Below are 12,353 nucleotides of genomic sequence, written 5' to 3'. Positions count from 1 at the left end.
CAATCGAACGACCGTTCTTTTTTGTGGAAATTGGAGGCTTTCAATGGCATACAGCATCGACTTGTCCGGCCGCGTGGCTTTTGTGACCGGCGCTTCCAGCGGGCTGGGCGCACAGTTTGCCCGCACCCTGGCGCGTGCTGGCGCGGGCGTGGTGCTGGCCAGCCGCCGCATCGAAAAGCTCAAGGAGTTGCGTGCCCGCATCGAAGGCGAGGGCGGCGACGCCCATGTGGTGGAGCTGGACGTGACGGACCACGACTCCATCAAGTCTGCCGTGGCGCACGCCGAGACGGAGATGGGCTCCATCGACATCCTGGTCAACAACTCGGGCGTGAGCACCACCCAGCGCATCCAGGATGTGACGCCCGAGGACTACGACTTCATCTTCGACACCAATGTGAAGGGCGCCTTCTTTGTGGCGCAAGAGGTGGGCAAGCGCATGCTGGCCCGCTCGCGCGGCGCGGCGCCCGGCAGCTTCACGGGGGGGCGCATCATCAACATTGCGTCCATGGCGGGCCTGAAGGTGCTGCCGCAAATTGGCGCGTATTGCATGAGCAAGGCCGCCGTGGTGCAGATGACGCGCGCCATGGCGCTGGAGTGGGGCAAGTTTGGCATCAACACCAACGCCATCTGCCCTGGCTACATCGACACCGAAATCAACCACCACCACTGGCAGACCGAACAAGGCCAGAAGCTGGTGAACATGCTGCCGCGCAAGCGCGTGGGCAGCCCCGAAGATCTGGACGCGCTGCTGGTGATGCTGTCCAGTGACCAAAGCCATTTCATCAACGGTGCGGTGATTGCGGCAGACGACGGCTTTGCGGTTTGAGGTTGCCTGCGCGCTGGCAAGCGCAGTTTGAGCAAAATGTGCTGCTAGCGCTTGTATAGAAAGCGCTGGCAGCTATTAAATCAGGAGCAATCTACCGCTGTGCAGCGGTGGAGGTAGCCGCAGCCTCGGGCAGCACCACGCAGTGCGCCAGCGGCATGCCTCGGTCTTTCACCACCCCCAGCAGCAGCACCCGGCGCAGGCTGGGCAGGTAGCGTATGGCGGTTTGCGGCGCCGTGTAGGCGGGGGTGTCGTTCAACCGCTCGGTCAGCTGCAGGCTGCGGCCTGTGGGCTGGTGGGTGATGGTCAGCGTGCGGGTGCCGGTGTACACGTCCTGCTGGATGGTGCCCTCCGTGCCGTAGAAACCGCCACCCACCGTGCGCGTGCGCTTCTTGCCCTCAAAGCTGGTGTGGATGCGCAGCACCCCGTCGATGCTAGTGCAGTCGTCGGTAAAGCCTGATGCGCAAGTCATGGGCAGCAGCTCGCTGTGCTGCACCACGCGCACGTCGGGCGCTTTGACATCGGCCATGGGTACGTGAACGAGGCGGGCGCCACTGGCCGTGGCTTCCACGCGCCAGGCGGTGGCCAAGGGGTGGTCGTCAATGCCCAGGCGCGCTATGCCCATGCCTGCAGTGATCCAGTAAGTGGGAGGCTGTGCGCCGTTGTGTAGCAGTGATGCGCTGGGCCAGGGCTGCAATCGCCCCGGCGGTTGCTCTATCTCCAAGGGGCCCAGTGCCAGGGCGTTGGTTGCGCCAGGGGCCCACCGAAATCCCTCGGGCACGCCCGCAGCGTGGCCAAAGGCGGCAGGCAGCCCAACGGCCAGGCACAGCATCCTGAGCAAGCGGCTTGACAGCCTGCCCACGGATCGCGTTGCGGCTCGGATCACTGGGGCGCCTTGGGTAAGCGGCCCATCGCATAAAACTCGGGGTTTGGCATCATCCCGGCAAAGCTCGCCATGCGGTTGGAGAGGCCAAAGAACGCCGTGATGGCCGCAATGTCCCAGATGTCTTCATCGTCAAAGCCGTGGGCGTGCAGTGCGCTGAAGTCGGCCTCTTCGATGGCATGCGACTGCTGGCACACCTTCATCGCAAAGTCAAGCATGGCGCGCTGGCGCGGGCTGATGTCGGCCTTGCGGTAGTTCACCGCCACCTGGTCGGCCACCAGCGGCTTTTTTTCGTAGATGCGCAAGATGGCGCCGTGGGCCACCACGCAATACAGGCACTGGTTGGCTGCGCTGGTGGTGGTGACGATCATCTCGCGCTCGCCCTTGGTCAGGCTGCCTCCTTCTTTGAGCATGAGTGCATCGTGGTACGCGAAGAAGGCCCGCCACTCGGCCGGGCGGCGCGCAAAGGCCAGGAACACGTTGGGGATGAAACCCGCCTTGTCTTGCACCGCCAAGATGCGGTCCTGGATGTCTTGCGGCAGGGTGTTCAGATCGGGATGCGGGTAGCGGGGGGATGTCACCGTTTGTCTCCTCAAAGTCTGTGCGGGGCCATGTCGGCGCTGGCCTGGCCATCATAGGGCGAAGGTGCCGCGCTCGCGTTTGACGAGGTCTGCTACACCACCTGCGGTGCGAAGATCCGCGCTCTGAATGCGCGGCGGGCGCGCGTTCGCACCGCCAGAGGTAGCCACTGCATGACCGACACTTTCCACAAAGATTTTGACAAAGGGCTTGCCACGCGCAAGCAGGTGATGGGCGAGGACTTTGTGGCCAATGCCTTTGCCAATGCCACCGATTTCACGATGCCTATGCAGGAGTTCATCACCCGCAATGCCTGGGGCGATGTGTGGCAGCGCGAGGGGCTGGAGCTGAAGACCCGCAGCCTGATCACCGTGGCCTTGCTGACGGCGCTGGGCAAGCAGCACGAACTCAAGGGGCATGTGCGCGGCGCGTTGAACAACGGTGCCAGCGTGCAGGAGATTCAGGAGGTGCTGCTGCACGCCAGCATCTACTGCGGTGTGCCCACGGCGGTCGACGCCTTTCGCTCGGCCGCCGAGGTGATTGACGGGCCCAAGCCGGGCTGAGGTTTAAGCCCCGAGATGGGGCTTGCGGGATCAGTTACCTGCCAGCAGCTTGTGCACCAGGTCGGCCGCCGTCGACGCGTTGTACTTGCGCATGAGCCGGGCGCGGTAGATCTCCACCGTGCGGTGGCTGATGGCCAGCGTGCGGCCGATCTCCTTGGAGGTCAGCCCCTCCAGCAGGCGCGCGGCCACCTCGCGCTCGCGGCCGGTCAGTTCAGCACGCACGGGGCGTTGCGAGCTGAGGTCTTCAAAACTCCAGATACCCGAGGCGTGGGGTTCGTCGCGGTTGAGCGCGCGGCCCGACACATGGCACCAGAACAGCTCACCATTGGCCCGCTTCATCACGCGGTTGTCTGCGTAGTGGCCTTTGGCATTCAAAATGGGGGCCATGTGGGCGCCCAGGCGCTCGTATTCGTCGGCGCTGGGGTACAGCACCTGGAACGACTGGCCCATCAACACCTCGCGCGAGGCGCCAAACATCTCGCAGACGTGGCGATTGCAGTCCACCATGGTGCGGTTGCGAGAAAGCACCAGCCCGACGGGGGCCATGTCAAAAGCCAAACGGTAGTCAACGTCCATGGTGTGTGCTGTGATCGGGGGGCAGTGCTCCACTGCGGGCAAATCTTTACGAGGTACTACTTACAGGGGTACGTAGTATCGTAGTGCATCCAACATTCGCAAGGAGATCGTGGTGAACAAGTTATTTCCCTCAGCGGCCAAGGCGCTGGAAGGCGTCGTAGTCGATGGCCAGTTGCTGGCCGTGGGTGGCTTTGGGCTGTGCGGCATCCCTGAAGCCCTGATTGACGCACTGCGCGACTCGGCGGTGAAGAACCTCACCGTCATCTCCAACAACGCCGGGGTGGACGGCTTTGGCCTGGGCAAGCTGCTCGAAACCCGCCAGATCAAGAAAATGATCTCGTCCTATGTGGGCGAGAACAAGGAGTTTGAGCGCCAGTACCTGGCGGGCGAGCTGGAGCTGGAGTTCACCCCCCAAGGCACGCTGGCCGAGAAGCTGCGCGCAGGTGGCGCAGGCATTCCAGCTTTCTTCACCAAGACCGGCGTGGGCACCATCGTGGCCGAGGGCAAGGAGCTGCGCGAGTTCGATGGCGAAACCTATGTGATGGAGCGCTCGCTGGTGCCTGATGTGTCGCTGGTCAAGGCCTGGCGTGCCGACAAGTCGGGCAACCTGCAGTTCCGCCTCACGGCGCGCAACTTCAACCCCGCAGCAGCCACGGCTGGCAAGCTTTGCATTGTGGAGGTGGAAGAGGTGGTGGAAACCGGTGCCATTGCACCCGACCAGGTCCATCTGCCCGGCATTTACGTGCACCGCATCGTGCACAACCCCACGCCCGAAAAGCGCATTGAAAAGCGCACCATCACTGACAAGGCTGGCGTCTGAGCCCGCTGCAGCACAACAGTACAGAACAAGCTGGAGAAATCACTATGTCGTGGAGTCAAGACCAAATGGCGGCCCGTGCCGCCCATGAGCTCGAAGACGGCTTTTACGTGAACCTGGGCATTGGCATTCCCACGTTGGTGGCCAATTTTGTGCCCGCTGACAAGGAAGTGTGGCTGCAGTCTGAAAACGGCATGCTGGGCATTGGCCCGTTTCCGACCGAAGACGAGGTGGATGCCGACCTGATCAATGCGGGCAAGCAGACCGTCACCACCATCAAGGGCTCGTCCATTTTTGGCAGCGACCAGTCGTTTGCCATGATCCGTGGCGGCAAGATCAACCTGTCCATCCTGGGCGCCATGCAGGTCAGCGAAAAGGGCGACCTGGCCAACTGGATGATTCCCGGCAAGATGGTCAAGGGCATGGGCGGTGCCATGGATTTGGTGGCGGGCGTCAAGCGCGTGATCGTGCTCATGGAGCATGTGGCAAGAAAGAAGGATGGCACCGAAGACATGAAGATCCTGCCCAGCTGCACCTTGCCCCTGACGGGTGTGGGCGTGGTGGATCGCATCATCACCGACCTGGGCGTGATGGACGTGACGCCCGAAGGCCTGAAGCTGGTGGAGCTGGCGCCTGGGGTGAGCTTTGAGCAGATCCAGTCCAAGACGGGCGTGACCTTGCTGCGCTGAAGCCGCGCGCCGCTGCGCATTGCCTCAAGGGGCCGACTGCCAAATAGGGCGGTCGGCCCTTGTTGTTTGGGCTGTTTCTTTTCGGCGCGGCTGGGGCGTGTACGGGCATGCGAATGAAGGACATTCTGGTTTGCGTCAGCGCGCTGTTCACCAAGCCGTGACAATCGCCGCCATGCAGACCGCCCCCCAAGAAACCACCAAACGCACCTTGCGCTTCATGGCGCTGGCCGCTTTTACCAGCATGGCCTCCATGCGCGTGTGCGACCCCATGCTGCCCGCCTTGTCGCAAGAGTTCAGTGTCAGCACGGGCGATGCCTCGGCGGTGATTGCGGCGTTTGCTGTGGCCTACGGGCTGCTGCAGTTGTTTTATGGCCCCCTGGGCGACCGGCTGGGCAAGACCCGGGTGGTGATTGGCGCCACATCGGCGTGCGCGTTGTTCAGCGCCATCACGGCGCTGGCGCCTAACCTGACGGCGCTGGTGGTGTCGCGGGCGGCCATGGGTGCGTCGGCGGCGGGCATTATTCCGCTGTGCATGGCCTGGATTGGTGACCAGGTGCCCTACGAGCAGCGCCAGGAGACCCTGGCGGGGCTGATGGTCGCGACTGTCTCCGGGATGATGGCGGGCCAGTGGTTTGGTGGCTTTGCGGTGGAGGCTTTGGGCTGGCGCGCAGCGTTTGCGGTGCTGTCGCTGTTGTTTGCCGTGGCCGCCACGCTGCTGTGGCGGCAGGTGAGTGCCGTGGCTGCCCAGGCGCCTGCCGGCGCCACGCCGCAAGCCGCAGCGCCTTTTTCGCTGCGCACCTATTTGTCCAACACCCGCCAGTTGCTGGCCATGCCGCGCGTGCGTTGGGTGCTCACTGTGGTCACCATCGAAGGCGCCTTGGCCTTTGGCACGCTGGCGTTTGTGCCCAGCCGCATGGTCGAGGGGTTTGGCTTGTCGGCCGCCGCCGCCGGGGGCGTGATGGTGCTGTATGGCATTGGTGGCTTGCTCTATAGCCTGTTTGCGCGGCGCTGGCTGGCCTTGCTGGGTGAGCATGGGCTGGCCATGCTGGGAGCTTTGGCCATTGCCTGCGGTTTGTTGTTGCTGGCCTGGTCGCCCGTGGTGGCGTGGGCGGTGGTGGGTTGCTTCTTTGCGGGCTTGGGCTTTTACATGCTGCACAACACCTTGCAGACCCAGGCTACGCAAATGGCCCCCCACGCCCGGGGCATGGCCGTGACCTTGTTCGCGTGCCTGTTGTTCCTGGGGCAGTCGTGCGGGGTGTTTTTGGTGGCGTTGAGTGTGGACCGAGGCTGGCTGGTGCCGGTGTTCACGGCCGCTGCCCTGGGCGTGGTGGCGCTGGGGGCGGTGATTGGCCGCTCGCTGCACCGAGCCCGTGCGATGGACGCCGCAGGGACCAAGGTAGCAGGGGCTTCGTCGGCCAAATAACCTGCGTGTCTTATGACGTAATTTTTTGATGGTTTGATTTTTTATAGCAAAGCAATACAGTTCAGCCCCTGACCCAACTATCCAGCGCCGCTGCGGGTAACCCACCCGGGCGGCGCGCTTTGTTTGCATGATTGAATTACGGGGCATTACCCAGACGTACAAGGGCCCACAAGGCCCGGTGGAGGCCTTGCGAGGCATTGACCTGCACATCACACCCGGCGAGGTGTTTGGCATCATCGGGCGCAGCGGCGCGGGCAAAAGCTCGCTGGTGCGCGTCATCAACCTGCTCAACCGCCCCACGCGCGGCGAGGTCATCGTCAACGGGCGCGACCTGACGAAGCTGAGCGACGCCCAGCTGCGCGAGGCGCGCCGCGACATTGGCATGGTGTTCCAGCACTTCAACTTGCTGTCGTCGCGCACCGTGTACGACAACGTGGCCCTGCCGCTGGAGCTGGCGGGCATGGACAAAGCCGCCATCCGCGAACGGGTGAGCCCGCTGCTGGAGCTGGTGGGCCTGGCCGCCCTGGCCGACCGCTACCCCGCCCAGATCAGCGGTGGCCAAAAGCAGCGTGTGGGCATTGCGCGGGCCCTGGCCAGCCGCCCCAAGGTGTTGCTCAGTGACGAAGCCACCTCGGCGCTGGACCCCGAAACCACCCGTTCGATTCTGGACCTGCTGCGCCAGGTGAACCGCGAGCTGGGCCTCACGGTCGTGCTCATCACGCACCAGATGCAGGTCATCAAGCAGGTGGCCGACCGCGTGGCGGTGATTGAGGCCGGCCAGATCGTGGAGCAAGGCCGCGTGCTGGATGTCTTCACCCAGCCCCAGCAGGCCATCACCAAGAGCCTGATTGACGAAATCCTGCCGCAAGAGCTGCCCGCCAGCGTGCTGCAGCATGTGCGCCACCTGGCAGGCCAGTTGCGCAGCACGGCGCCAGGGCATGTGGGCCAGTTGCTGCGCTTGTCTTACGCGGGCGACAGCGCCTACCAGCCGGTGCTCTCGCGCATGGTGCGCGAGTACGGTGTGGACATGAGCATCCTGCACGGGCAGGTGGACGAGATTCAGGACCAGACTTTTGGCTCGCTGGCGCTGTACGCCACGGGCGAGCCCGCCCGCCTGAGCGGTGCGGTGGAGCACCTGCGCGCCAACGGCGTGCAGGTGCAAGTGGTTGAGAGCGGGGGTTAAAAAGCGATGTTTGCCAATTTCACTGAAGCCATGCTGGAGCTGTTTGTCACCTCGCTGTGGGAGACCCTCATCATGGTGGGCATCTCGGGCATGGTGGGGGCCTTGCTGGGCGTGCCGCTGGGCGTTTTCTTGCGCCTCACAGACCATGGCGGCGTGCTGCAAAACGGCCCGGTCAACAAGCTGGTGGGCTGGGTGGTCAACGCCGTGCGCTCCACGCCTTTCATCATCTTGCTCGTGGCCATCATTCCACTCACACGGTTTGTGACGGGCTCGTCCATCGGCACCGCTGCTGCGGTGGTGCCGCTCACCATTGCGGCTGCGCCGTTTGTGGCCCGCCTGGTCGAAGCTGCCCTGCGCGAGGTGGACCACGGCCTCGTTGAGGCCGCCCAGGCCATGGGCGCCACCACCAACCAGATTGTGTGGAAGGTGCTGCTGCCTGAAGCGCTGCCCGGCATCGTGGCGGGCCTGACCATCACGTTCGTGAGCCTGACCGGCTACTCAGCCATGGCCGGCGCCATTGGCGGTGGTGGCCTGGGCGACCTGGGCATTCGCTATGGCTACCAGCGCTTCTTGCCTGAAATCATGCTGGCCGTGGTGCTGGTGTTGATCTTTTTTGTGCAAGCCGTGCAAAGCCTGGGTGACTGGGCGGTGCGCAAGCTGAGCCATCGCTGAGGACTGCCTGCGACGAATTCAGCGGTTGCTACTTTTTTGATAGCTGCTAGCGCTTGTTATTCAAGCGCTAGCAGCTATTTTTGTTTGTAGTGGCTGACGATGGCGCTGGTTGAGTCAGTACCCTTTGCCTGCGCGGCCCGGGCGTGGAAGAATGGGCGCCATGACACACACGACCCACTGCGCCCAAAGTCCGGCCCCATGGCTGGCACAGCAGGCCCGCGCCGCCTGGCCCTTGTTGGTGTTTTGCGCGTGGGGCGTGGGCGTTGGATGGCCCGTTGCCGATGCGCAGGCCCAAAGCCCTGCAGAGCCAGCGCCGGGCATGGTGGCATCGCCCGATGGCAGCTTTGTGGTGGACGAGCGCATGCGCCTGGCTTGGGCCCGGTGTGTGGAGGGCATGGAGTGGAATGGCAAAACCTGCACCGGCACGCCCTTGATGCTGGACCGCGCCCAGGCCCGGGCACGCGCCAATGAACGCTGGAAGGCCGAAGGGATGGACTGGCGCCTGCCCCGCGCGCCTGAGTTGCAGCACCTGGTGAACAAAGCAGCCCAGCCACCCGGGGTGGATGCGGCCTTGTTCCCCGCAACGCCGCCCGAGTGGCACTGGACATCGACCACCGATGTGAAGGCCGGGCAGGCAAACCAGTACACCTACAGCAACACGATGCAGAACCGCTCAGGCCAGGGCGAAGGCCAGATGTCTTACTTGCACGGCTGGGCCGTGCACATGCGCACGGGCGAGGCACGCAAGGACGTGGGCAAAGACTCCAAGCTGCCCGTGCGGCTGGTGCGCACCTGGGTAGCGCCGTAGCCCTGTGTCAGTGCTGCACGCCTGGGTGCAACGCGGCGGGCGCCGTGGTGGGGGCAGGGGCCACGCGTTCGAGCACATGGCGCGCCATGCTTTGGGCCAGGGCTTCGTCGCGCACCACCACGGTGCCAATGCCGTCTGCGCGCAGCAGGGCTGATTCTTCTTCGCTGTGGCTGCGCACCACAATCTCGATGCCCGGGTTCAAGGCCCTGGCCGTTTCGGCCATCTGGCGCACATGCAAGGTGTCTGGAATGGCGATGACCAGCATGGCCGCGTTGGCGATGTGGGCCTGGATGAGCACCTCGGGCTCAGCTGCGTTGCCCGACACAGCCGCCAGACCTGCATTGCGCAAAGACTCCACCAGCTCCCGGTTCTGCTCGGCCACCACATAGGGCACGCCTTCGGCCCCCAGCGCTTTGGCAATGCTGCGGCCCACCTGGCCGTAGCCCACCAGCACCACCTGGCCCTTGAGGTATTTGCGCTCGGTGCTCATGGGCAATTCGGCATAGGGGTCTTCGCGCCGGTCCAGTCGGCGTGCCAGCTCTGAGCGTTTGAGTAGCCACGCCTGCAGCGGGGCAATGGCGGCAAACAGCAGGGGATTCAGCGCAATGGAGATCAGCGCCCCGGCCAGCACCAGGCTCATGCCCACGGCAGGCAGCAAGCCCAGCGCGACCCCCAGCCCCGCCAGGATGAAGGAGAACTCGCCAATCTGCGCCAGGCTGGCCGCCACCGTGAGGGCGGTATTGAGCGGGTAGCGAAACGACAGCACCAGCGCCAGCGCCGCCAGCGACTTGCCCAGCATGATGATGGCCACCACGCCCAGCACCGGCAGGGGCTGCTGCACCAGCACCATGGGGTCAAACAGCATGCCCACTGACACGAAGAAGAGCACCGAAAACGCATCGCGCAGCGGCAGCGACTCTTGGGCCGCGCGGTGGCTCAACGAAGACTCGCGCATCACCGTGCCTGCAAAAAAAGCCCCCAGCGCAAACGACACACTGAACAGTGCCGAAGCCCCGTAGGCAATGCCAATGGCCGCTGCAATCACCGACAGTGTGAACAGTTCGCGCGAGCCCGTCTTGACCACCTGCCACAGCAACCAGGGCAGCACCCGGCGGCCCACCAGCAGCATCAGCGCAATGAAGGCGGCCACTTGCAGCAGGGTCTGGCCCAGCGCCATCCACAGCGGTCGTGTTTCTTCGGCCTGGGGGGCGGTGCCGCCCAGCAGGCCTGCCAGTGGGGGCATCAGCACCAGCACCAGCACGCAGGCCAGGTCTTCCACCACCAGCCAGCCCACGGCGATGCGCCCGTTCATCGAGTCCAGCACGCCGCGCACCTCCAGCGCCTTGAGCAGCACCACGGTGCTGGCGCACGAGAGCGACAGGCCAAAAATCAGGCCACTGCCCACGCTCCAGCCCATCCACCACGCCATGGCCATGCCCAGCAGCGTGGCCACGGTCATTTGCACCACGGCCCCCGGCACGGCCAGCCTGCGCACCGACAGCAGGTCGCCCAGCGAAAAATGCAGCCCCACGCCAAACATCAGCAGCATCACCCCGATCTCGGACAACTGCGAGGCAATGTGCACATCGGCCACAAAGCCCGGCGTAGCCGGGCCAATCAAAATGCCTGCCAGCAGATACCCCACCAGCGCGGGCAGGCGCAGCTTTTCGGCAATGAAACCAAAGACCAGCGCACCGCCGAAGCCTGCGGCGATGGTGGTGATGAGGGTGATGTTGTGGTCCATGCCGGGTGTCTGGGTTGGAGTGGGCTTGGTGGGCCCCGCTGGAACAGGGTGGGGTGGCAGCTTTGCTGCCCACGTTGCTTGTCAGTATCAGGCAAAGCGGCGGGCGGACCAACCCGGCGTGCCCACAGGGGGCTGCGGCGCAAGGGCTTTTGCAAATGGCCTGCGTGCCACACTCTTTGGGGAAAACACCCACGCCTTTGTCCCGCCTCGCTGCCAGCATGTGGCGCCATACTTAGAGCGGCTAACAAAACTCTTCTGGCGTTGTTGCCGCGTCTTGTCGTACTGCTCGTACTGCCTGCGACGCAGCGCCTAGCCAGAACCGCTCCGCTGAATTTTGTTAGCCGCTCTTAGCGCAAAAGTGTGGACAGGTACTTCCCAAGTTGCCACGCACTGCCTTTAACCCAGGAGACCACACCGCCATGACCCTGCCGTTTCACCCCCTTGATGCCGACTTGTTTGCCCGTGCCCAGCCCCTGCTGGACGATGAATGGCTGACGCAGGACGCAGAGCTGGCCCCGGTGCTGCCCACCGTGCTGGCCCGCAATGTGGGGCAAGACTGGCACAAGGCGGGCACCTTCCGGCACCACTTGGTGGGCGTAACGCGCTCGCTCACCGTGTGGCAGCAGCCGCGCGATGTGCGCATGCTGGGGCTGCTGCACAGCGTGTATGGCAACGCGTTTGTGGACCTGGTCAAGTTCGATCCGGCCAGCGAGCGGGCCCGGCTGCGGGAACTGGTGGGCGAGTCGGCAGAGCATCTGGTGTATTTGTTCTGCACCCAGTCGCGCACGCAGTTTGTGCAAAAGGTGCTGGGCCACGCGCTGGAGGCCGACGGCGGCCTGCTGCTGGACAAGGACGGCGCTCAGCACCGCCTGAGCCCGTACGAGGTGGCCGCCTTCATCATCGTGAGCATGGCCGACACCATCGAGCAGTGGTTCAGCTGGCAAGACGACATCTATTCGCGCTTTCCGCACGTGCAGCACCGCCCGCAGGCTGTGCACTGGGCGGCATCGCTGTGGCCCGGGCCCATGCGGCCTACGGGGCGCATGGTGCACCAGATCAACGGGCTGGCCAAAGCCCTGCAGCACCCGGGGCTCAAAGACCTGCTGCCCATGCCACCCGTGTTCGCGCACTGCAGCCAATACCTGTCTGCCGCCAATGAGGCAGCGGCGGCCTCGCTGTACTGGTCCGTCATCCAGCAAGACCAGCCCCTGGTGGACCTGGATGTGGCCACCGGCGTGCTGGAGAGCGCCGTGCGCCACAACCCCTGGGTGGGCGAGCCGCAAATGGTCCTGGCGCAGCTGTACCTTGCGGCCGGGCGGCAGGACGATGCCAAGGCGGCTGCCACTAGCGCCTTGCACCTGTTCAGCGCCTGGGGCAATTCGTGGGACAAGCGGGTGCAGTGGGACGCCTGGGTGGCCTGGACGCGCATCCTCTTGCAAGCCGCCAATGGCGGCCCTTGGCCCGAGCGGCTGGACAAGCTCAACAACGTGGCGCTGCGCAGTGGCGCATGAGTCTCTATATATGCAGTGAAGGCTAAGATAATTAAAACTTATTCTTTTGAGTTTTAATTGAAGCTGCGTACGATCTGAAACA

At 64.3% G+C, this 12,353-nt stretch carries 13 protein-coding genes; 9 read left to right on the top strand and 4 right to left on the bottom strand.

Annotated features, from left to right (window positions below; translation table 11 throughout):
• Nucleotides 1–43 precede the first annotated feature (43 nt).
• The gene (locus tag EAG14_RS11380) at nucleotides 44–826 is read left to right on the top strand and encodes an SDR family oxidoreductase (protein WP_121728910.1); all 783 of its coding nucleotides are present in this window, start codon (nucleotides 44–46) and stop codon (nucleotides 824–826) included.
• 91 nt (nucleotides 827–917) lie between these two features.
• Here the strand turns inward: EAG14_RS11380 and EAG14_RS11375 are convergent, their stop codons facing one another.
• Together EAG14_RS11375 and EAG14_RS11370 are read right to left on the bottom strand one after the other, a co-directional pair.
• Nucleotides 918–1,709: a hypothetical protein gene (locus tag EAG14_RS11375; RefSeq protein WP_205603374.1), complete on the bottom strand. Its 792-nt coding sequence runs from the start codon at nucleotides 1,707–1,709 to the stop codon at nucleotides 918–920.
• Nucleotides 1,706–2,287: a peroxidase-related enzyme gene (locus tag EAG14_RS11370; RefSeq protein WP_121728909.1), complete on the bottom strand. Its 582-nt coding sequence runs from the start codon at nucleotides 2,285–2,287 to the stop codon at nucleotides 1,706–1,708. Before EAG14_RS11370 ends, EAG14_RS11375 begins: the two co-directional genes overlap by 4 nt.
• A gap of 171 nt (nucleotides 2,288–2,458) precedes the next feature.
• Between EAG14_RS11370 and EAG14_RS11365 the strand changes: the two genes are divergently transcribed.
• The gene (locus EAG14_RS11365; protein ID WP_099655316.1) at nucleotides 2,459–2,848 is read left to right on the top strand and encodes a carboxymuconolactone decarboxylase family protein; all 390 of its coding nucleotides are present in this window, start codon (nucleotides 2,459–2,461) and stop codon (nucleotides 2,846–2,848) included.
• Between the two features lie 30 nt (nucleotides 2,849–2,878).
• Here EAG14_RS11365 and EAG14_RS11360 read toward each other — a convergent pair whose 3' ends face one another.
• On the bottom strand, nucleotides 2,879–3,424 hold the full coding sequence (locus EAG14_RS11360) for a PAS and helix-turn-helix domain-containing protein (RefSeq protein WP_099655317.1): 546 nt from the start codon (nucleotides 3,422–3,424) through the stop codon (nucleotides 2,879–2,881).
• Between the two features lie 112 nt (nucleotides 3,425–3,536).
• Between EAG14_RS11360 and EAG14_RS11355 the strand changes: the two genes are divergently transcribed.
• From EAG14_RS11355 to EAG14_RS11330, 6 genes are all read left to right on the top strand, one after another.
• Nucleotides 3,537–4,244, top strand: a complete 708-nt coding sequence (locus EAG14_RS11355) for a CoA transferase subunit A (protein WP_121730431.1) — start codon at nucleotides 3,537–3,539, stop codon at nucleotides 4,242–4,244.
• Between the two features lie 44 nt (nucleotides 4,245–4,288).
• Nucleotides 4,289–4,930 (top strand): CoA transferase subunit B, encoded by a 642-nt coding sequence (locus EAG14_RS11350; RefSeq protein ID WP_099655319.1) that lies wholly within the window; start codon nucleotides 4,289–4,291, stop codon nucleotides 4,928–4,930.
• A gap of 172 nt (nucleotides 4,931–5,102) precedes the next feature.
• Nucleotides 5,103–6,353: an MFS transporter gene (locus EAG14_RS11345; protein WP_099658599.1), complete on the top strand. Its 1,251-nt coding sequence runs from the start codon at nucleotides 5,103–5,105 to the stop codon at nucleotides 6,351–6,353.
• Between the two features lie 127 nt (nucleotides 6,354–6,480).
• A complete protein-coding gene (locus tag EAG14_RS11340; protein WP_121728908.1) occupies nucleotides 6,481–7,536 on the top strand; it encodes a methionine ABC transporter ATP-binding protein in 1,056 nt (351 codons plus the stop codon).
• A 6-nt stretch (nucleotides 7,537–7,542) separates the two neighbouring features.
• Nucleotides 7,543–8,208 (top strand): methionine ABC transporter permease, encoded by a 666-nt coding sequence (locus tag EAG14_RS11335; protein WP_121728907.1) that lies wholly within the window; start codon nucleotides 7,543–7,545, stop codon nucleotides 8,206–8,208.
• Nucleotides 8,209–8,368: 160 nt separating this feature from the next.
• The gene (locus EAG14_RS11330; RefSeq protein ID WP_240456758.1) at nucleotides 8,369–9,016 is read left to right on the top strand and encodes a DUF1566 domain-containing protein; all 648 of its coding nucleotides are present in this window, start codon (nucleotides 8,369–8,371) and stop codon (nucleotides 9,014–9,016) included.
• A gap of 7 nt (nucleotides 9,017–9,023) precedes the next feature.
• Here EAG14_RS11330 and ybaL read toward each other — a convergent pair whose 3' ends face one another.
• The gene (gene ybaL, locus EAG14_RS11325; RefSeq protein WP_121728906.1) at nucleotides 9,024–10,760 is read right to left on the bottom strand and encodes a YbaL family putative K(+) efflux transporter; all 1,737 of its coding nucleotides are present in this window, start codon (nucleotides 10,758–10,760) and stop codon (nucleotides 9,024–9,026) included.
• A gap of 419 nt (nucleotides 10,761–11,179) precedes the next feature.
• Between ybaL and EAG14_RS11320 the strand changes: the two genes are divergently transcribed.
• Nucleotides 11,180–12,271 carry a DUF6817 domain-containing protein gene (locus EAG14_RS11320; protein WP_099741034.1) on the top strand — a complete coding sequence of 364 codons (1,092 nt, stop codon included), beginning with the start codon at nucleotides 11,180–11,182 and terminating at the stop codon, nucleotides 12,269–12,271.
• Nucleotides 12,272–12,353 lie beyond the last annotated feature (82 nt).

The sequence above is a fragment of the Acidovorax sp. 1608163 genome, from assembly GCF_003669015.1.
Lineage (GTDB): Bacteria > Pseudomonadota > Gammaproteobacteria > Burkholderiales > Burkholderiaceae_C > Acidovorax.
The sequence above is the reverse complement of the archived record's forward strand: the minus strand, read 5'-3'. Positions and strand labels throughout refer to the sequence as shown.